The sequence below is a fragment of the Curtobacterium sp. 179-B 9B NHS genome (assembly GCF_045370965.1).
Lineage (GTDB): Bacteria > Actinomycetota > Actinomycetes > Actinomycetales > Microbacteriaceae > Curtobacterium.
In genome coordinates this window covers 19,215-38,614 of sequence record NZ_JBIQDQ010000006.1, presented here as the reverse complement: position 1 = coordinate 38,614, position 19,400 = coordinate 19,215, and the positions used below count along the sequence as shown (strand labels likewise).

19 protein-coding genes are annotated in these 19,400 nt (G+C 72.9%); 13 read left to right on the top strand and 6 right to left on the bottom strand.

Annotated features, from left to right (window positions below; genetic code table 11):
* Nucleotides 1-75 precede the first annotated feature (75 nt).
* The 10 genes from ACH0A8_RS07380 (at nucleotide 76) to ACH0A8_RS07335 (ending at nucleotide 10,046) form a co-directional block, all read left to right on the top strand.
* Nucleotides 76-585, top strand: coding sequence for a hypothetical protein (locus tag ACH0A8_RS07380; protein ID WP_406906907.1), 510 nt, complete (start codon nucleotides 76-78; stop codon nucleotides 583-585).
* A 53-nt stretch (nucleotides 586-638) separates the two neighbouring features.
* Complete coding sequence (locus tag ACH0A8_RS07375; protein ID WP_406906906.1) at nucleotides 639-1,115, top strand: hypothetical protein; 477 nt, start codon at nucleotides 639-641, stop codon at nucleotides 1,113-1,115.
* Complete coding sequence (locus ACH0A8_RS07370; RefSeq protein ID WP_209684123.1) at nucleotides 1,112-2,158, top strand: efflux RND transporter periplasmic adaptor subunit; 1,047 nt, start codon at nucleotides 1,112-1,114, stop codon at nucleotides 2,156-2,158. The genes ACH0A8_RS07375 and ACH0A8_RS07370 overlap by 4 nt, the downstream gene beginning before the upstream one ends.
* The gene (locus tag ACH0A8_RS07365; protein WP_406906905.1) at nucleotides 2,155-2,919 is read left to right on the top strand and encodes an ABC transporter ATP-binding protein; all 765 of its coding nucleotides are present in this window, start codon (nucleotides 2,155-2,157) and stop codon (nucleotides 2,917-2,919) included. The genes ACH0A8_RS07370 and ACH0A8_RS07365 overlap by 4 nt, the downstream gene beginning before the upstream one ends.
* Nucleotides 2,916-4,124 (top strand): ABC transporter permease, encoded by a 1,209-nt coding sequence (locus ACH0A8_RS07360; protein ID WP_209684121.1) that lies wholly within the window; start codon nucleotides 2,916-2,918, stop codon nucleotides 4,122-4,124. Before ACH0A8_RS07365 ends, ACH0A8_RS07360 begins: the two co-directional genes overlap by 4 nt.
* Nucleotides 4,125-4,215: 91 nt before the next feature.
* The gene (locus ACH0A8_RS07355; RefSeq protein ID WP_406906904.1) at nucleotides 4,216-4,770 is read left to right on the top strand and encodes a DUF2231 domain-containing protein; all 555 of its coding nucleotides are present in this window, start codon (nucleotides 4,216-4,218) and stop codon (nucleotides 4,768-4,770) included.
* A 149-nt stretch (nucleotides 4,771-4,919) separates the two neighbouring features.
* Entirely contained in the window at nucleotides 4,920-5,708 is a 789-nt protein-coding gene (locus ACH0A8_RS07350; RefSeq protein WP_311206298.1) for a DeoR/GlpR family DNA-binding transcription regulator, read from the top strand.
* 17 nt (nucleotides 5,709-5,725) lie between these two features.
* The gene (locus ACH0A8_RS07345; RefSeq protein WP_406906903.1) at nucleotides 5,726-6,730 is read left to right on the top strand and encodes a 1-phosphofructokinase family hexose kinase; all 1,005 of its coding nucleotides are present in this window, start codon (nucleotides 5,726-5,728) and stop codon (nucleotides 6,728-6,730) included.
* An 82-nt stretch (nucleotides 6,731-6,812) separates the two neighbouring features.
* Nucleotides 6,813-8,942, top strand: a complete 2,130-nt coding sequence (locus tag ACH0A8_RS07340) for a fructose-specific PTS transporter subunit EIIC (protein WP_406906902.1) — start codon at nucleotides 6,813-6,815, stop codon at nucleotides 8,940-8,942.
* Nucleotides 8,943-9,272: 330 nt separating this feature from the next.
* The gene (locus ACH0A8_RS07335; RefSeq protein ID WP_406906900.1) at nucleotides 9,273-10,046 is read left to right on the top strand and encodes a DedA family protein; all 774 of its coding nucleotides are present in this window, start codon (nucleotides 9,273-9,275) and stop codon (nucleotides 10,044-10,046) included.
* A 4-nt stretch (nucleotides 10,047-10,050) separates the two neighbouring features.
* Here ACH0A8_RS07335 and ACH0A8_RS07330 read toward each other — a convergent pair whose 3' ends face one another.
* On the bottom strand, nucleotides 10,051-10,254 hold the full coding sequence (locus tag ACH0A8_RS07330) for a DUF2945 domain-containing protein (RefSeq protein ID WP_058729617.1): 204 nt from the start codon (nucleotides 10,252-10,254) through the stop codon (nucleotides 10,051-10,053).
* 200 nt (nucleotides 10,255-10,454) lie between these two features.
* On the opposite strand from ACH0A8_RS07330, the gene ACH0A8_RS07325 reads away from it, so the two are divergent.
* Both ACH0A8_RS07325 and ACH0A8_RS07320 read left to right on the top strand, forming a co-directional pair.
* A complete protein-coding gene (locus ACH0A8_RS07325; protein ID WP_066652012.1) occupies nucleotides 10,455-11,507 on the top strand; it encodes a serine/threonine-protein kinase in 1,053 nt (350 codons plus the stop codon).
* Between the two features lie 64 nt (nucleotides 11,508-11,571).
* Nucleotides 11,572-12,195 (top strand): phosphoribosylanthranilate isomerase, encoded by a 624-nt coding sequence (locus ACH0A8_RS07320; RefSeq protein WP_209684114.1) that lies wholly within the window; start codon nucleotides 11,572-11,574, stop codon nucleotides 12,193-12,195.
* Between the two features lie 91 nt (nucleotides 12,196-12,286).
* Here ACH0A8_RS07320 and ACH0A8_RS07315 read toward each other — a convergent pair whose 3' ends face one another.
* Nucleotides 12,287-13,045 (bottom strand): HAD-IIB family hydrolase, encoded by a 759-nt coding sequence (locus ACH0A8_RS07315; protein ID WP_209684113.1) that lies wholly within the window; start codon nucleotides 13,043-13,045, stop codon nucleotides 12,287-12,289.
* 90 nt (nucleotides 13,046-13,135) lie between these two features.
* The gene (locus tag ACH0A8_RS07310; RefSeq protein ID WP_066652018.1) at nucleotides 13,136-13,729 is read right to left on the bottom strand and encodes a nitroreductase family protein; all 594 of its coding nucleotides are present in this window, start codon (nucleotides 13,727-13,729) and stop codon (nucleotides 13,136-13,138) included.
* Nucleotides 13,730-13,855: 126 nt separating this feature from the next.
* Between ACH0A8_RS07310 and ACH0A8_RS07305 the strand changes: the two genes are divergently transcribed.
* A complete protein-coding gene (locus ACH0A8_RS07305; protein ID WP_406906898.1) occupies nucleotides 13,856-14,779 on the top strand; it encodes an AEC family transporter in 924 nt (307 codons plus the stop codon).
* A gap of 382 nt (nucleotides 14,780-15,161) precedes the next feature.
* Here ACH0A8_RS07305 and ACH0A8_RS07300 read toward each other — a convergent pair whose 3' ends face one another.
* From ACH0A8_RS07300 to ACH0A8_RS07290, 3 genes are all read right to left on the bottom strand, one after another.
* Complete coding sequence (locus tag ACH0A8_RS07300) at nucleotides 15,162-15,998, bottom strand: exodeoxyribonuclease III (RefSeq protein ID WP_209684112.1); 837 nt, start codon at nucleotides 15,996-15,998, stop codon at nucleotides 15,162-15,164.
* Nucleotides 15,999-16,197: 199 nt separating this feature from the next.
* Nucleotides 16,198-17,556 carry a M23 family metallopeptidase gene (locus ACH0A8_RS07295; protein ID WP_251154127.1) on the bottom strand — a complete coding sequence of 453 codons (1,359 nt, stop codon included), beginning with the start codon at nucleotides 17,554-17,556 and terminating at the stop codon, nucleotides 16,198-16,200.
* Between the two features lie 93 nt (nucleotides 17,557-17,649).
* Nucleotides 17,650-19,338, bottom strand: coding sequence for a hypothetical protein (locus ACH0A8_RS07290; protein ID WP_406906897.1), 1,689 nt, complete (start codon nucleotides 19,336-19,338; stop codon nucleotides 17,650-17,652).
* Nucleotides 19,339-19,400: the final 62 nt, after the last annotated feature.

The following is a 19,400-nucleotide window of genomic DNA, read 5'->3' as shown; positions in this document are numbered from 1 at the left end:
CGGTGTGATTCGTGTTTCGTCGGTGTAATCGGCGGGTGGCCGTCCCCGAAACACCGTGTCCGGTGTCCTGGATGCATGAACAACACCACCACACCGACTCCCTCGATCCTCCACCGGGCCGCCGTCGTCCTCGCGCTCGTCGTCGGCGCTCCGCTCGCCCTCGCCGGGTGCACCGCGCACGACACGGCGGGAGCGGCTGACACCGCCGCGTCCAGCGGGCTCGGGTCGAAGTGGGGGTCCTGCATGCGGGACGCCGGCTTCGAGGCCGAGGACCCGAGCGACGACGAGGTCACCAGCGGCTCGGTGCTCACGCCGCCCGGGGTCGATCAGGCTGCCTTCCTGGAGGCCGCACAGACGTGCAACCAGCAGATCGGCGTGCAGTCCGCCGACTCGGCGCAGAAGGACGAGTGGAAGCGCCAGTACGCCGCGGTCGACGCCTGCATCCGGGAGGAGTTCCCCGACGCACCCGTGCAGGAACCCGGGCAGCTCAACTACGGCGACATCTCCGACCGTCCGGACTTCGAGGAGCGCTGGCAGGAGTGCCTGACGGAACACGCGCCCGACACGAAGACGCAGAGCCGCTGACGATGCCCAGCCGCACCACGACGACGACCGCCCCCGACCGCACGAGGAGCACCATGACACGGACCATCACCAGCACCGGGATCGCCGCGGCGATCCTCGTCCTCGCCGGCGTCCTCGCCGGCTGTTCCGCCTCGCAGCCGGACCCCGGCCAGCCGACGGGCCCCGCCGAGACGAGCAGTGACCACGCCGTCGCGTCCTGCATGCGGGACGCGGGCTACGACGTGACCGACGACGACTACCGGTTCACCCCGACGACCGGAGACGTGCAGGGTCAGCAGGACGCCCTGGCGGAGTGCACGCGGGAGCACGACCCCGAGGCGGCGCGCGAGGCCGAGAGCGGTCGGGACAGCGCGGAGTTCCGGGCGCTCGCCCTGAAGGTCGCGGAGTGCATGCGGAAGGCTGGGTACACCGACTACCCGGACGACCCGGAGCGCGCGGACGCGTACCGGGCCCCAGCGGGCGACACCGCGTACGCGGACGTCCTCGGGAAGTGCTACGAGGGTTCCGGCGCGAAGGTGCAGACGAAGTGACCGGGACCGTGCGCGGGCGCACCGTCGTCGTCAGTGCGTGCCTGGTCGCCGTGCTGGCAGCCGGAGTCGGCACGTGGGCGGTCGTCGGCGGGACCCCGACGGAGTCCTCGGCCGCCGAGACCCGCAGCAAGCAGGCCACCGCCCCGGTCGAGAAGGGGGACCTGACCGACTCGAAGCTGTTCGCGGGTGCCCTCGGGTACGGCGCACCGACAGGGGTCCCGGGCGCGGCGTCCGGCACCGTGACCTGGCTGCCCGAACCCGGACAGGTCATCGAGCAGGACCAGCCGGTGTACGCGGTCGACGAGCGACCGGTCCGTGCGATGTACGGCGCCACCCCGCTCTGGCGGACGCTCGAGTACGGCATCGAGGGGGCCGACGTCCGGCAGCTCAACGAGGACCTCGCCGCCCTGGGCTACGACGTGTCCGTCGACGAGACGTTCGGCAAGCGCACCCGGGCAGCGGTGCAGCGCTGGCAGGAGGACCGTGGGCTGGAGGTCACCGGCGCGCTCACGGCGAACGACATCGTCTTCGTCGACGGCCCCGTCCGCGTCGACTCCGTCGTCGCGAAGCTCGGCCAGCCCGCCGCCGGGGACGTCCTCCAGGTCACGAGCACGAAGCGCGTCGTGAACGCCGCAGTGTCCCAGGCGGACGCCGCGCGCCTCGCCGTCGGCACGAAGGTCCGGGTGCGTCTGAACGGCGGCGAGGACGCGATCGAGGGCGAGGTCGTCGACGCCGAGCCGGACGAGTCGGACACGGGCGGCAAGACCGTCCTGACGACGATCGCGTTCGACGCCGGCGACCAGAGCATCCCCGCAGCGGCATCCGTCCGGGTGGAGGCCCCCGGGCAGACCGCGAAGGATGTGCTCTCGGTGCCGGTGCAGGCGTTGTCCGCGACCGGACGCTCCGGCGAGTACAGCGTCGAGGTCGCCCGACGCGACGGCACGACGAAGCGCGTGACGGTGCAGGTCGGGCTCGTCGCCGACGGTCGTGCGGCGGTCACCGGCGACGTGCACGAGGGCGACGAGGTCGTGGTGCCCTCGTGAGCGCGGCGACCCTCGCCGATCATGCCGTCGCCGGCCCGCGCGCCGCGGAGACGGTGGTCCGCCTCCGTGACGTGGTGAAGACCTACGGCGACGTGCAGGCGCTCCGCGGGGTGTCGCTCGACGTCACCGCCGGGGAGCTCGTCGCGGTCGTCGGTCCCTCGGGCTCCGGCAAGTCGACGATGCTCAACACCGTCGGGACGCTCGACCGGCCGACCTCGGGCACCGTGACGATCGCCGGGCACGACGTCGGGTCGATGCGCGACGACGACCTGTCCCGGCTCCGCGCCGAGCACATCGGGTTCGTCTTCCAGCACTTCCACCTGCAGGCCGGCGCGACCGCGGCGGAGAACGTCGCCGACGGACTCCTCTACGCCGGCGTCCCGCGTCGGGCTCGGATGGAGCGCGCGGTCGACGCACTGGGACGGGTCGGTCTCGAGCACCGCGTCGGGCACCGCCCGCCGCAGCTCTCCGGCGGCGAGAAACAGCGCGTCGCGATCGCCCGCGCCATCGTCGGCGATCCGACGATCCTGCTCGCCGACGAGCCGACCGGTGCACTCGACACCGCGAGCGGTCGGAAGATCCTCGGGCTGCTCCGCGAGCTCAACGACGCCGGGACCACCGTGCTCGTCATCACGCACGACCTGGCACTGGCGGCCTCGCTGCCCCGCCAGGTGCGGATGCGGGACGGGGCCGTGGAGGACGACTCGAGCACCTCGGACGCGGGTGCCCTCGCCGACGCGATCGTCGGAGCCGGACGGTGAGCGCGCACACGGCGCGAGCGCAGCGCCCGCGGACGGTCGGCGCCGGAGACCTGCTCCGGCTCGGGGTCTTCGGGCTCCGGACCCGTCCGGGCCGGGTCGTGCTGTCGGCGCTCGGCATCGCGATCGGCATCGCCGCCATGATCGCCGTCGTCGGCATCTCGTCGTCGAGCAAGGCGGCCCTCGACCAGGTGCTCGACGCACTCGGCACGAACGTCCTCACGGTCACGAAGGCACAGGGCTTCGGGGACGTCCCGCCCCTGCCGAGCACGGCCGTCGAGTCGGCGCTCCGACAGTCCGACGTGCAGGACGCCGCCGGCGTCGGCGAGGCCGAGGACGGCCGCGTCTACCGGAACCCCTTCGTGCCCGCGGCGGAGACGAAGGGCATCGGCGTGATGACCGTCTGGGGTGACGTGCCGACGGTGCTCGGCGGATCCCTGGCGGCCGGACGGTGGGTCGACCCGTCGCCGGACGCCCCCGCCCAGGCCGTGCTGGGGGCGGTCGCCGCGAAGAACCTCGGCATCGACGAGCTCCGGCCGGACACCCGGGTGTGGATCGGCGGACAGTGGGTGCAGGTCGTCGGCGTCCTCGCGCCGCTGCAACTCGCGGAGGACCTCGACAACCAGGTCTTCGTCCCACAGGCGCTCGCGACGACCCTCGGGTTCGACGGACACCCGACCGCGGTCTACACGCGCGTCGACCCGGAACGGGTGGCCGATGCGCGGGACGTCCTGGCGAACGCGATCAGCCCCGACCACCCGCAGGACGTCGGGGTGACCCGTCCGTCCGACGCCCTCGCGGCGAAGAACGCGACGGACGACTCGTTCACCGGGCTCCTGGTCGGGATCGGTGGGGTCGCCCTGCTCGTGGGCGGGATCGGTGTCGCGAACACGATGGTGATCACGGTCCTCGAACGACGGGCAGAAGTAGGTGTCCGGCGTGCACTCGGCGCCCGACGACGGAACATCCGCGACCAGTTCCTGGTGGAGTCGCTGCTGCTCTCCTTCCTCGGCGGTGTCGCTGGGGTGGTCATCGGGCTGGGCGTCACGATCGCCTTCGCGCTCGCGCAGGGGTGGCCGGTGGCGATCCCGCTGTGGGCGGTCGGGGGCGGACTCGCCGCGACCGTGGTGATCGGCGGCGTCTCGGGGCTGTACCCGGCGGCGCGCGCCGCGCGCATCCCGCCCACCTCGGCGCTCGCCGCGGTCTGACCGGTCGCGTGGTCCGCCGGGCGCGCCGGTCGGGAGGCCCGGTGCCGGTTCCTGGAACCGACACCGGGCCCGGCGGCCTAGCGTCCAGGGCATGCCAGAGCTGCCGATCATCCGTCGCCTCACCGACTCCATCGAGCACGCCAGCGTGCTCGACAAGGCCGTCGACCTCGACACGCGCGTCGTCCGCGCGGTCGCGAAGCCGAAGGCCCTGCGGCAGCTGCTGCACGGCGTGCCGTTCGGACACCCCCTGCACCCGCTGATGGTGCAGGTGCCGCTCGGCGCCTGGATCTCGGCAGCCGTCCTCGACCTGATCGGCGGGAAGGGCAACGCGCGCGCGGCGCAGACGCTGACCGGGGTCGGGATCGCATCGGCGGGCAGTGCGTCGATCGCCGGCTACGTCGACTGGGCGGAGCTCTCGCTCGAGCAGCGCCGGACCGGGTGGGTGCACCAGGCGGTGAACTGGGTCGGCATCACGTTCTTCGGCCTGTCGTGGTGGCAGCGACGGAAGGGCAACACCGCGGCGGGCAAGGCGCTCGGCGTCGTCGGGCTCATCGTCGTGAGCGTCGGCGGGTACCTCGGCGGACACCTGTCCTACCGGCAGCGTGCCGGGGTTGGGTCGAGCGACCGGGTCCCCTTCGACGACTGACGCTCCATTCGGCCTCCACAGGAACGCCCGATCTGCACCGGCAGGTCGGGCGTTCCTTCGTTCGTGTTGGTTCTGCCGCGAAACAGTTGCGTTCGTGTTGCTTTCGGACGTACAGTTCCTCGAACCAACGAGAACGAAGGAGTTCCGGCATGTACGCAACCGAGCGGCAGGACGCCATCGCCGCCACGCTGCAGTCGGCCGGGCGGGTGTCCGTCGCCGACCTCGCCGAGCACTTCGACGTCACGACCGAGACCGTGCGCCGCGACCTCGACGCCCTCGAGACCGCCGGTCTCCTGCGCCGCGTGCACGGGGGAGCGGTGCCCGTCGGACGCTCCAGCGTGGTCGAGCTCTCCGTCGCCGAGCGCGAGGGGCAGCACGGCACCGCGAAGACGGCGATCGCCCGCGCTGCGATGCGCCTGGTGCCGTCGTCGTTCACCGGGTCCATCGCCCTCGACGCCGGCACCACCTGCGCCGCCGTCGCCGCCGAGCTCGTCCGCTGGGAGCCCGCGACCCCCGGAGCGACCCTGACCGTCGTCACGAACTCGGTCCCGATCGCCGCCACCCTGCAGCACAGCGAGCACGTCGAGCTGCACCTGCTCGGCGGGCGGGTACGCGGGCTGACGAGCGCGGCCGTCGGCACGGCCACCGTCGAGCAGATCGCGGCGCTCCGCCCGGACATCGCGTTCGTCGGCACGAACGGCCTGTCCGCCGGCTTCGGGCTGAGCACGCCCGACGAGTACGAGGCCGGGGTCAAGGGCGCCTACGTCCTCGCGGCCCGACGCAGCGTCGTCCTCGCCGACGCCGCCAAGCACGGCGTCGAGGCGCTCATGCGCTTCGCCCGGCTCGACGAGGTCGACACCCTCGTCACCGACCAGGAGCCCCCGGCGGACCTCGCCGGTGCGCTCGCCGACGCCGACGTGGAGGTCGTGGTCGCATGAACCAGCAGGAGCACGCCGTGCACCCCAGCACCCGGATCGTCACCGTGACGCCGAACCCGTCGCTCGACCGCACGATCGAGCTGGGCGGCGAGCTGCAGCGCGGCGCCGTGCAGCGGGCCGTCCGGACCACGGCCGAGCCGGGCGGCAAGGGCGTCAACGTCTCCCGGGTCGTCGTCGCCAGCGGCGGGGACACCCTCGCGGTCCTGCCCGGCGACGAGCTCGACCCCGTCCTGCTCGGCCTGGCGACCCGGGGCATCCCGACCGCCGCACTGCCGATCGGTGCCCCGCTCCGCTCGAACGTCACCGTCACCGAGCCGACCGGCACGACGACGAAGCTCAACGAGCCCGGGCCCTCGCTCGCGGGTCGTCTCGAGGACCTCGCGGCGCTCGTCGCCGACGCCGCCGGACCGACCCCGACCGGGCCGTCCGCCCGCTGGGTGGTGTTCGCCGGGTCCCTGCCGCCGGGCCTGCCCGACGACGCGCTCGCCGTGCTCGTCCGTGCCGTGCGCGAGCGCCACGGCGACGACGTCCGGGTCGCGGTCGACTCGTCGGGCATCCCGTTCACCGCGCTGCTGCAGTCGGGGGAGCGGATCGACCTGGTCAAGCCGAACGCGGAGGAACTCGCCGAGGTCGTCGGCGGTGACCCCGAGGTCTACGAGCAGGACCTCGAGGCAGCCGCCGCCGCCGCCCACCGGCTGCGCGAGAAGCACGTCGACACCGTGCTGCTCACACTCGGCAGCGCCGGCGCCGTCCTCGTCTCCGGCGAGGGCAGCCACGTCGCCGCCGCACCCCGCATCGTCGCCCGCTCGACGGTCGGTGCCGGTGACTCGTCCCTCGCGGGCTACCTGCTCGCCGAGGTCGCCGGAGCCTCGGCGTCCGAGCGCCTCGCCCAGGCCGTCGCCACGGGGGCCGCTGCCGCGGCACTGCCCGGGAGCGACGTGCCCGCCCTCGACCACACCGACCCCGGCAGCGTGACGGTCCGGACCCTGCACACGACGCAGGTCCCGGCGCCGATCGCCTGACCGATCCCGCAGCACCACCCCGCAGCACCACCCCGAACCAGCACTGCCCGCGCCCCCGGCGCCACTGCAAAGGAGCAACCCCATGTCCGCAGACACGACGCAGCGCCTCATCAGCGCCGAGCTCGTCGGCCTCGACGAGGACCTCGGCGCGACGTCGTCCGACGTCATCCGCGTGCTCGCCGACCGCGTCGCCGCGACCGGCCGCGCGGCCGACGGCGCCACCCTGGCCGAGGACGCCATCAAGCGCGAGGCGAGCGTCGGCACCGGTGTGCCCGGCGGCATCGCGATCCCGCACGCCCGGTCGGCCTCGGTGTCGAGCCCGACGCTGGCGTTCTCGCGGCTCGCACGGAAGGTGCCGTTCGGTGCGCCGGACGGGGACGCCGACGTCGTCTTCATGATCGCCGTGCCCGAGGGCGCCGACAAGGACCACCTCACCGTCCTGTCGACCCTGGCCCGCGCCCTCATCCGCGACGACTTCACCGCAGCCCTCCGCGCCGCCTCGACCCCGCAGGAGGTCGTCGACCTGGTGCAGCGCGAGGTCGGCGGCGAGGTCGCCGCAGCCGGCGTCGGGAACGGGAGCAGTGCCTCCCGTCCGACCACGACGCAGCCCGCGCAGGCCGCAGCAGCCGGCGGCGCGACCGGCGGCGCCACCGGCGCGCGGAAGGTCATCGTCGGGGTGACCGCCTGCCCGACCGGCATCGCGCACACCTACATGGCCGCCGACGCCCTCGTCGCCGCCGCGGAGCGCGCCGGAGCCGAGATGCACGTCGAGACGCAGGGCTCCTCGCAGGTCGAGCCGCTCGACCCCGCGCTCATCGCCCGCGCCGACGCCGTCGTGTTCGCGGTCGACGTGGACGTCCGTGACCGCAGCCGCTTCGCCGGCAAGCCGCTCGTGTCCGGGCCGGTCAAGCGCGGCGTCGACGAGCCCGACGCGATGATCGCCGAGGCCATCCGCGCCGCCGACGACCCGAACGCCGCGCGCGTCCAGGGCGGTGCCGCGACCGCATCCGAGTCGAACAAGGCCGACGAGCACTTCGGGCAGGCGCTGAAGCGCTGGCTGCTCACCGGTGTGAGCTACATGATCCCGTTCGTCGCGGGCGGCGGTCTCCTCATCGCCCTCGGCTTCCTGCTCTCCGGCTACGCCATCGCGCTCCCGCACGGCGACTCCGGCCAGAACAACGCCGTCTACACGCTGACGAACTCCACGCTCCTCAACCTGCCGCCGGAGGGCCTCGGCTACTACCTCGGTGCAGCGGCCTTCCAGATCGGCGGGGTGTCCCTCGGGTTCCTCGTCGCCGCCCTGGCCGGGTACATCGCCTACGCCATCGCCGACCGCCCGGGCATCGCGCCGGGCTTCGTCGCCGGGTCGATCGCGGTGTTCATGAACGCCGGCTTCCTCGGCGGGCTCGTCGGTGGTCTCATCGCCGGTGCCGCCGCGTACTGGATCGGCCGCATCCCGACCTGGCGCTGGCTCCGTGGTCTCATGCCGGTCGTGATCATCCCGCTCTTCGCGTCGATCATCGCCTCGGGCCTCATGCTCCTCGTGCTCGGCGGCCCGATCGCCTGGCTGATGACCCAGCTGACCGGGTTCCTCAACTCGCTCTCCGGTGCCTCGGCGATCCTGCTCGGCATCATCCTCGGCCTGATGATGGCGTTCGACCTCGGCGGCCCGGTCAACAAGGTGGCCTACGCGTTCGCCGTCGCCGGCCTCGGTGCGGGCACCGCCACGAACGTGGTGCCGTTCGAGATCATGGCGGCCGTGATGGCAGCCGGCATGGTCCCGCCGCTGGCCCTGGCGCTCGCCTCGACCGTGCTGTACCGCAAGGGCTTCACGAAGCCGGAGCGCGAGAACGGCAAGGCCGCCTGGCTGCTCGGCGCGTCCTTCATCTCCGAGGGGGCGATCCCGTTTGCGGCGGCCGACCCGCTGCGCGTCATCCCCGCCTCGATGATCGGTGCCGCGGTGACGGGTGCGATCTCGATGGGTGCCGGCGTCACGTCGCGCGCACCGCACGGTGGCATCTTCGTCTTCTTCGCCATCGGCGACGTCCTGATGTTCATCGTCGCGATCCTGGCGGGCACGGTCGTCTCCGCGCTGGTCCTGGTCGGGCTGAAGAAGTGGGTGCGCAAGTCGCCCGCCGCCGAGGCCGTCGCCGCCGAGCAGGCAGCCGTGGCCGGCGAGACGGTCGGGCAGCGCGCGCCGGCCGCCGTGTAGCGGTCGTCACCACACGACGGACGGGAGGCCCGTGGCGGATCCGCCACGGGCCTCCCGTCCGTCGTCGTGCGGCTCGCGCCGCGGGGTCGTGCCGGGTCGCGTCGCCGGGCCGCGAGACGCCGGCGTCTCCGCGAGACGCCGCCCCGCCGCCGAGACGCCGCGGGATGTGGAGGCGTCTCGGCGATGACGAGGCGTCTCGGTCCGACGCCGGCGTCTCGGGAGCGGCACCGATGACGGCGAGACGCCGGCGTCTCCGCGAGACGCCGGCGTCCGGCGCGTGCGCGGGCGGGTGCACCGTGATCTGTCAGGACACTCAGGGAGACTCGGGGCATGACGACCGCCCTCACGCTGCCGCCGACCCTGCCCGTGACGACCACCGCCGCGGGCTCCCGGCCGGAGGGCACCGAGGACCTCGGTGGCCTGTCGGGCTTCGTGCTCCAGCTCATCGACGCGCTGGGGGAGTGGGGCGTCGCACTGATGCTCTTCGTCGAGACGGTGTTCCCGCCGATCCCGTCCGAGGTGATCCTGCCCCTCGCGGGGTTCCTGGCGGGAGCCGGGCAGATGAACCTGGTCCTCGTCCTGGTGCTGGCGACGCTCGGGTCGTACCTCGGTGCGCTCGTGCTCTACTGGCTCGGCGCGGTGATCGGGTTCGAACGGACCGTGCGGCTGCTGGGGCGTCTGCCGCTGGTCGACGAGGACGACTTCCGCAAGGCCGCCGACTGGTTCCACCGGCACGGCAAGAGCGCGGTCTTCTTCGGCCGCTTCGTGCCGATCGTCCGCAGCCTGATCTCGCTGCCCGCCGGCGCCGACCGGATGCACCTCGTGCCGTTCTCGGTCTTCACGATCATCGCCAGCGGCATCTGGAACAGTGCGCTCGTGCTGCTCGGGGCAGCGTTCGGCACGCAGTACGACAAGGTCGAGCAGTACACCGAGTGGATCGACCGGGTGCTCTACGTGGCGATCGCGGTCGTCGTCGTGACGTTCGTGGTCCGGCGCATCCGCCGCGTCCGTGCCGAGCGGGCCGAGCAGCGTGCGGCGGCGCAGGTCGGCGCGACGACCGGAGCCGCCCGCGGACGCCGCCGTGCGACGCCCGCGAACGACTGACCGGTCACTTCTTCGTGAGGGCCGACTCCTTGTGGGCGGCCTTGTTACCGGACTTCTCCGACTCGATGATCCAGTACGGGTCGTCGTCCGTCGGCTTGAAGTCCTGACCGTCGAACGTGAAGTCCTTCGTCTTCTTCTCGACGAGCTTGCCGGTCGTCTTGCCCTGCGAGGTGTTCCAGTGCACCTCGTCGCCCTTCGACAGCGCCACGATGTCCTCCTTGCGTAGTGGGTGTGGTTCCGTGACTCCGGACCGTACCCCCGCAGATCCGCGGATCCACGGGCATCTGTCCCCCATCACGATGTCGTAACGCCCCTGCGGGATCGAGGTGGGACGCGTACCGTTGACGGCGAGTCAGTTCGCGGCGTGTGCCGCGGTCCCCGATGGCTCCAGACGGAACGACGTGCACCATGACCCTGGTCGACAGCGCACGAGCCGACACGGTCCTCTCCGGCCGCTACCGGCTCGTCAAGCTCATCGGTACCGGTGGCATGGGGTCTGTGTACGAGGCCCGCGACGAGCACACCTACCGGCTCGTCGCCGTGAAGCTGTTCGCGACACCGGACTCGATGACCACGGCCGACCGCGTCCGTCAGGAACGCGAGATCCGCCTGCTCAGCATGCTCTCGCACCCGGGCCTCGTCCCGCTCTACGACGCCGGGACCCACGAGTTCGAGGACGGCCCGCACCGCTTCATCGTGATGGAGCTCATCGCCGACACGACGCTGCTCCGTCGGCTCGCCGGCGGTGCGCTGCACAACTACGAGGTCGCCGACCTCGGCGCACAGCTCGCCGACGCCCTGGCCTACGTGCACTCGCGCGGCATCGTGCACCGTGACGTCAAGCCGGCGAACATCCTCATCAACGACGAGGGCGCATCCGGCTTCGTCCGCTCGGTCAAGCTCACCGACTTCGGCGTCGCCCACTTCGTCGACGGCTCCCGCCTGACGAACGACGGCACGATCATCGGCACCGCCGCGTACCTCAGCCCGGAACAGGTGGCCGGTGAGCCGATCGGCTTCGCGACCGACGTGTACTCGCTCGGCCTGGTGCTGCTCGAGTCGCTGACCGGCAAGCAGGAGTACTCCGGCACCCTCATCGAGGCGGCCCTCGCGCGGCTCCGGAACGACCCGCAGGTCCCCGCGGAAGTGGGTGTCGAGTGGAAGGACCTGCTCGCCAAGATGACGCACCGCGACCCGGCGAAGCGCCCGACGGCCGTGGCCGTCGCGAACGCGTTGCGCGGCGGGTCGACGCAGATCACCGGTCCCGTGCCGCTCGGGCCGGACCGCACGAAGCACAAGCGTGACCACAAGCTGCACCGCGCGGCGCACAAGCACGCGAAGCGCGGGACCTTCACGGCGGTGCGCCGCTGGCGTCGCCGGAACGTGCTCGTCGGCTCGTTCGCCACGTTCGGTGTGCTCGCCGCGTGTGCGGCTGCGTACGTCGCGGGCACGCTGCACTGAACGGGTTCGTCCACAGCGCAGCCCGAGGGCATCGTCCGACGGTCGGCCCTGGCAGGATGGGACCATGACCGACCAGCGCTGGATCAAGATCTGCGGCCTGTCGACGCCCGAGACCGTGGACGCCGCCGTGGACGCCGGTGCGGACGCGGTCGGGTTCGTGTTCGCCGCCGGCAGCCCCCGCACCGTGACGGCCGACCTGGCCAAGGAGCTCGTCGAGCGGGTGCCCGACGGCATCGACGCCGTCGGGGTCTTCCGTGACCAGCCGATCGACGAGGTCGTGGGCATCGCGTCCGAGGTCGGGCTCACCACCCTGCAGCTGCACGGCCGCGAGTCGGCCAGCGACTTCGCCCGTGCCCGCGACGCGGGCTTCTTCACCATCCGCGCGGTGTCCGCCGACGACTACCTGCGCGAGACCGCCGAGCAGCGCGCGGCGTTCGACCACGACCTGCTGCTGCTCGACGCCGCGGTGCCCGGCAGTGGCACGCTGGTCGACCCGGCGGCGCTCGCCGATCGGGTCGACGAGGCCTGGATCCTCGCGGGCGGTTTGACGCCCGCGAACGTCGTCGCCGCCGTGCAGGCGCTCGACCCGGACGGCGTCGACGTCTCGAGCGGCGTCGAGTCGGAGCGTGGCGTCAAGGACGCCGCGAAGATCCGCTCCTTCGTCGAGGCGGTCCGCAGCATCCCCTGACCGCGGGCGACGTCGCGCCTGACGCCACCACGTGACGGACGGGAGGCCCGGTGCCAGCTGGCACCGGGCCTCCCGTCCGTCCGTGTGCGCGTCAGCGCAGGGTGGGGATCAGGTCCGTGAGGAACGCGTCGGTGTCCTCCCAGCCCTCCACCGCATGGCAGGGCACGCCGAGCGCCTTCACCGGGTAGTCGTTGCCCTCGGGGTCGAGGCGGTCGCCGACGAACAGCATGTCGTCGAGCGGGATGCCCGTCAGCTCGGCGAGGCGACGCATGCCGTACGCCTTGTCGATGCCCTTCCGGGTGATGTCGACGCTGGTCGACCCGCCGGAGCGGACCTCGAGGTCCGGGAGCTCGGCCTGGACGAGTCGACGCAGGTGGTCCTTCTTCTCGCCGGTCGGGTCCCAGCGCTTCTTGACGTCCACCGGAGCGGACTGGCCGAGCGCCGAGAAGGTGATCTGCGAGCCGCGGTCCTCGAGGATCTCGCCCCAGGTCTCCGACTCCCAGTAGCCAGCGGCCTTCGCCTGCGACTCGACGGCCGCGAGGGCACGGGCCTTCTCGTCGTCCGTCAGGTCCTCGGCGTACTGCAGGGCCCAGTCCGACCCGGACCAGCGGTAGTACGCCGTGCCGCACGTCGGGAGCAGGTGCAGGTCGTCGAGCACGAGGCCCTCGCGCTCGCGGAGCGGATGCACGAGCTGCTGCTCGAACTGCTGGAAGTTGCCGCCCGAGATCACCGCGACGGGCACGGTGGCGAGCAGCGCGGCGAACGTCTCGAGCATGCGCGGGTCGAGCGGGGACTTCGACGGCGCGAGGGTGTCGTCGAGGTCGAAGGCGACGAGGCGGGGCGTGGTCATGACACCGATTCTGTCAGGCCCGGTGGGCAGCGGGGTCCCGGCCGTCGTGGTGCGGTGCCGCGCGTCGTCGTGCGCTGCTGCGCGTCGTCGCTACTCCTTGACGAGGACGACCTCGTCGAGGGGCAGGCGGGTGCGCGGAGCGACCTCGCGCTCGGCGGCCTTCTCGTCGAGCTGCGACGGGTCTGCCACGGTGCCGATCGCGGTCACGGTGTAGGGGAGGAAGCGCTCGGGCAGGTCGAAGGCGGCGCGGAGGCCCTCGGCGTCGATGCCGGCCATCTGGTGCACGTGGAGGCCCTCGGCGTGCGCCTGGACGGTCAGCGCGGTGAGGGACTGGCCGAGGTCGTACTGTGCGAAGGGGCGCTCGTCGCCGTCCTCGGTCGTGGTCTCGAGGATGCCGACCACCAGGGCGCTGGCGCGGAAGGCCCACGCGGCGTTGAAGCCGAGCAGGTTGTCGTTGATCTTCGCGAACGTGTCCGTGCCGCGACGGCCGGCGACGAAGCGGCGCGGCTGGTGGTTCATCGCGGACGCGGCCCAGCGAGCGGCCTCGAGGACGGCGTCGAGCTGGGCGTCGGTCATCGTCGCGGTGTCGTCGTAGGAGCGCGGGCTCCAGCGCTCCTCGAGCAGCGGCACGAGGGGCTGGCTGGAGTCGGTCGAACGGGAGAGCGTGTCGGGCGTCGAGGTCATGGTGCCTGCAACGGTATTCGATGCGAACGCATTTCCCGGCTGAGTGACGTCACATGTGCGCCGGTCGGCCGCACGCGTTGCCGTCCTGGTCGCCGTCCGTGCCGTCGGGCTGCGAGGATGGGTGCGATGGGTGGCGTGTTGACGGGGTTCGCGATCATCGGCGCGATCATCGCCGCCGGCTACGTGGTCGGGCGCGTCCGCCTGCTCGGCCCTCACGCGCAGTTCGTGATGAGCCGTCTGGCGTTCTTCGTGCTCATGCCGTGCCTGCTCTTCCACACCATCGCCACGGCGCACATCGAGTCCTTGCTCTCCCCGATGCTCTGGGTGTCGCTGGTCAGCGCCGTCACGGTCGGGCTCGTCGCCGTCGCGGTGTTCCGCCTGGTGCTCCGGCGGTCCGTCGCCACGACCACGGTCGGGGCCCTGGCGTCCGGCTACGTGAACGCGAACAACATCGGTCTGCCGGTCGCGGTGTACGTCCTCGGCCAGGCAACCGCGGTCGTCCCGGTCATCCTGCTGCAGCTCGTCGTGCTGGCCCCGCTCGCCCTGACGGTCCTCGACGCGGCGACGGCGGGCGGTGGCGGCTGGCGGTCCCGGGTCGTCGGACCCTTCCGGAACCCGATCATCATCGCCTCGCTCGTCGGGCTCGTGTGCTCCGCGCTCCGCCTCGAGCTGCCGGCGCCCGTGCTCGAACCGTTCTCGTTGGTCGGTGCTGCTGCGGTGCCCGTGGTGCTGCTGTCGTTCGGCATGAGCCTGCACGGCGCGACCCCGCTGCGTGACCGTGCCACACGACCGGACGTGCTCGTGGCCTCGGCGCTCAAGCTGCTCGTCATGCCGGCGGTGGCGTACGTCGTCGCCCGGTTCGTCTTCGGGCTCGACGACCAGGACGTCCTCGTCCTCACCACCCTGGGGGCGCTGCCGGCGGCCCAGAACGTGTTCAACTACGCCCAGCGCTACCAGGCGGCCGTCCCGGTGGCGCGCGACGTGGTGCTCGTCTCGACGATCGGCGCCGTCCCGGTCCTGGTCGTCATCGCCGCGCTCCTGCACCCCTAGCGCGGGCGCGCCGACCGCGGGATGCCGGGGTCTGCCGAACCTGCCGGTGCCTGCCGGTGCCTGCCGATGCCCTGCCGGGGCTTGCCCTGCCGGCGCCTACCGGTGCTGACCGGGCCATCTCTGTCACGGTCAGCGGGTTCGGGCGACCGATCGAGCCCGGTCGGTGACCAGCGCGCGGCACGTCGTGCACGCTCGCGGTGGTCCGAGCGCACTCAGGGTGGCCTCGAGCGCGCTCGGGGACGACAGGGACGGGCGCGCTCGGGGACGTCAGCGGCGGGCGCGCTCGGGGACGTCAGCGGCGGGCGCGCTCGGGGACGTCAGCGGCGGGCGCGCTCGGAGATCGCGGGCGCGGCGCCGGCTGTCGGCCGGGACCGGGCCGGCGTCAGAAGATCATCGGACGATCGTCGTCGAGCGAGGTCTCCAGGTCGAGGTCGACCGACACCGGGACGTGGTCGCTCGGGGCGTCACCCTTGCGCTCGTCGCGGTGGATCGTGGCGCCGACGGTGACGTCCGCGAACGCCTGCGACCCGAGCACGAAGTCGATGCGCATGCCCTCGTTGCGGGGGAAGCGGAGCGACTTGTAGTCCCAGTAGGTGTAGCCCTCGGGAACGAGGGGGCGGACGACGTCCTGCAGCCCGCGGGTCTCGAACTCGCGGAACGCCGCACGCTCCGGCTCGCTGACGTGCGTGGCGCCCTCGAACACCCGGAGGTCCCAGACGTCCTGGTCGAGCGGCGCGACGTTCCAGTCGCCCATCAGCGCGAGCGGGGTGTCCGGTTCGGCGTCGAGCCACTCGGTCGTGCGGTCGGCCAGCTGTGCGAGCCAGTCGAGCTTGTACGTGTAGTGCGGGTCACCGAGCTCCCGGCCGTTCGGGACGTAGAGGCTCCACAGCCGGACACCGTCGACGGTGACGCCCATCGCCCGTGCCTCGACCGGCAGGTCCGGCCCCTCGTGGCCCTTGAGGAAGCCGGGCTGACCGGGGAAGTCGCGGGTGACGTCCTCCATCGGCAGGCGACTGGCGAACGCGACGCCGTTCCACTGGTTCAGCCCGTGCGCCTCGACCTGGTAGCCGGCCGCCTCGAACGCCTCGACCGGGAACTGCTCCGGCTTGCACTTGATCTCCTGCATGCCGAGGACGTCGACGTCCTCGCGCTCCAGCCAGTCGACGATCCGGCCCACTCGGGTGCGGACGGAGTTCACGTTCCAGGTCGCCACGCGCATGGGATCGAACCTACCGGTGACGGCTGGCACGCCGCTCGCGCCGGACCAGGAGCTGACACCCGGCGCGTCCGGCCCGACGCCGCTGGCCGGGTGTGCGACATCGCACCCGTCGATCGACAGGTGCGATGTCGGAGTCGCGGCGTGACGCGCGCCGCCCACCGTGCAGCGCCGACGTGCGCCGCCCGCCGTGCGCTCCGGACTAGAGGCGAACGCCCCGCGCCGCCATGAACGGAGCCGGGTCGATCGTGGCGCCGTTGATGTGGACCTCGTAGTGCAGGTGGCAGCCGGTCGAGTTGCCCGTCGAGCCGACCAGGGCGATGAGCTGCCCCGCCGAGACCCGCTGGCCGGGGGAGACCCGGAAGCCACCGTTCACGATGTGGCCGTACGCGGTCGAGACACCGCCGCCGTGGTTGATGCGGACGTAGTTGCCGTACCCGCCGTACCAGCCGACGTACTCGACCGTGCCGGACGAGGCCGCGACGATCGCCGTCGAGCAGCCGCTCGTCAGGTCGAGTCCGTCGTGCTTCGTGACGCGACCGGTGATCGGGTGCACGCGGTACCCGTACGGGCTGATGACGTAGCCACCGCCGGGGCGCACCCAGCCGGTGCCGGAGCCGGAACCGACCCCGCCGCCCCCGCCGCCACCGCCGGCAGCCGGAGCGGGCGCACCGCCGCCGCCACCGCCACCGCGGTTCGCTGCCGCCGCCTGTGCGTCGGCCAGCCGCTGGGCTTCGCGCTGCCGTGCGGCCTCGGCCTCCTGCCGGGCCTTCTCCTCAGCCGCCTTGCGGACCTTCTCACCCTCGGCGAACTCGGCCTCGGTGCGCACACGCCCCGAGGTCAGGGTCGCGAGCTGGGCGTCGAGCCGCGCCTTGTTCTCCTGCTGCTCGTCGTACGCGGCCTGGACCTTGTCGGCGGCTGCCTGGGCCGCCTGCATCTTGCGCTCGGCCTCGGCCGCGAGCTCGTCGAGCGCCTTCGACGCGCGGTCGGCCTGCGCGGTCAGCGACCGGGCGACCGAGGCGTCGGCGCTCGCCGCTGCCTCGACCCGCTCGGCCTGCTCCGACAGCTTGCTCAGGGCGCCGAGGTCGTACAGCAGGTCGCGGGCGTCCTCGCCCTCGGCCAGGACCGACGCCGTCACGTCGGCGCCACCGTGCCGCGCCATCTGCGCCGCGAACTGCCCCGCCTGCGACGCGCTGCGCTCGGCGATCTCGGCGTGCTCGTCGGCCTCGGCACGGAGCTTCTGCTCGGTGGCCGCGGCTTCCTGCGCTTCGCTCTGCGCGTCGAAGAAGTCGTCACCGAGGCGCTTCGCCTCGGCCTCGGCTTCCTGCACCTGGTCCGACAGCCCGGAGATGACCCCGCGGATCTTCGTGATCTGCTCCTGCTTCGCGGACTCCTGCCCCCGGGCCGCCATGACCTCGTCCCACGAGGGGTACTTCGCGGCGCTCGCGCTCGGCGCGTCGACGAGCACCGTCGCGAGCAGGCCGGCGAGGGCCAGGCCGGTGGCGGCGATGCGGAGACGGAGGGCGGGGCGCGGGACGCGGTGGCTTGTGGGACGAGTCACGGGGTCGAGCCTATACATCCGTACAGCCGGCGCGACACGCCGCCGCGCCGCCTGTGGAGAACTCCCGACGGCATCGCGGGCCGCGACCGCGCCTCAGAAGCCCCGCTCGCGACGGATGGCGTCCGCGCTGCCGACCACGTCGCGCTGCAGGACGGCCGCCCCGACCGTGCCCGCGTAGTCGTAGACGTCGAACCCGGTGCAGTGCGTGATGGTCGCCGGCGCCCCGAGCGAGTCCTCGACCGCGGTCGTCCAGACGTCGTTGGCACCGATCACCACGAAGGTCGGTCTGGCGTCCCGGTAGGCGCCGAGGTCGACGAGCCACGGGTAGGTCTCGAACGTGTCCCGGACCTGCAGGAGCTCGACGTCGTCGGACGCGTACGCCGCCAGGGGCCGGACGGTCCAGAACTGCCCGACGCCGGTGACCTGCCGTCCGTCCGCCCAGCGGTCCAGGCAGTCCGCCGGCGCGTACCGGGCCGTCGCGACGGTGCTGACCGTGGTCGGGGCGACGGCCGCCCCACCCAGCAGGACCACCGCCGCGGCGATCGCCGCGGCGAGCTGCACGCCGCGGCGCGGCCGGTGCACCCGGGTGCGACGGACGGCGGAGCGCACGAGCTCGGCGACGGCGACGAGCGCCAGGAGCGGTGCGGTCACGATCGGCTCGAGGTACCGCGGTGTCTCCGACCCGGCGACGACCACCCCGACGGACACCGCCACGACCGTCACGAGCGGCAGCACGGTGGCGACGAGCACGGTCCGCGCGGTCCGCACCCGCCAGGCCCAGACCGTGCCGCCGACGGCCAGCACCACGCCCGCGAAGAGCAGCAGCAGCTCGGCGTCGCCACGGGCCGACCCGGCGCGGTCGTCGGTCAGCGCCGCGAAGAAGGCGAGCGTCCGGCCCGCCTGCTCCGGGTGCACGTAGGTCGACGGGTCGAGCGACACGAACGGGGCGAGCGGGATCCGGAGCAGGTACCCGACGACGGAACCGGCGACGAGGACGGCCGACATCCACCCGGTCGGACGCCAGGGGACGCGTCGCGCGAGCGAGAGCAGCACGAGGGTCACGACGACGGGCGCCGCCGACCACGGGACGTACAACGGGTTCGACGCCGTGGTGCACGCGGCGACGAGGCCGGTCACGACGAGGACGACGACGGAGGCGCGGCCGGTCCGGACCGCGCGGAGCACCAGGACCGCGGTGCCGAGCATGGCGAGCACAGCGCCGTAGTAGTAGGTCGTCGTCAGGAGGAGTGATCCGAGTTCGAGCGAGGTCGCAGTTGCCGTGTACTCCGTGAGCACGATCGCGGTCACGAACCCGAGCGCGACGGCGGACACCGCGATCCTGGCCGACCGGCGTGCGGCCGGCATGAGCTCGTTCGCCGCCGCCCGCACCAGCGCGTACACGGCGAGCAGCACGAGCACGCCGTTCAGCGCCAGCGCCTGCTGCGGGGTCGCGGTGACGAGGGAGCAGAACAGGTAGACGGGCAGCTCGGGGAAGAAGAACAGGGCCGGTGACATCGCCCACTCGAACGGCTGCCCGAGCCGGATCGACCGTTCGACGAGCGGCAGCAGGACGGAGTCGCCGTCGTACCAGAGCAGGGCGACCCGCTCGGTGACCAGGACGTGGCCGAGGGCGATGACGGCCAGGGCGAGCGCGACGGCGGCGCCCAGTGCCTCCTGGCCGGACGCGACCCACCGGCGGCGCGACGGCGGACCCGCCGGAGCGATCGCGACCGGCTCCGGGACCGCAGCGCGGCCGGACGGGCCGGGCGCGACGGGTGACATGAGCGGAGCGTACCGAGCGAGCCGTGACGCCGCCTGGCGATGGCGTTCCGGGGCCGAGCGAC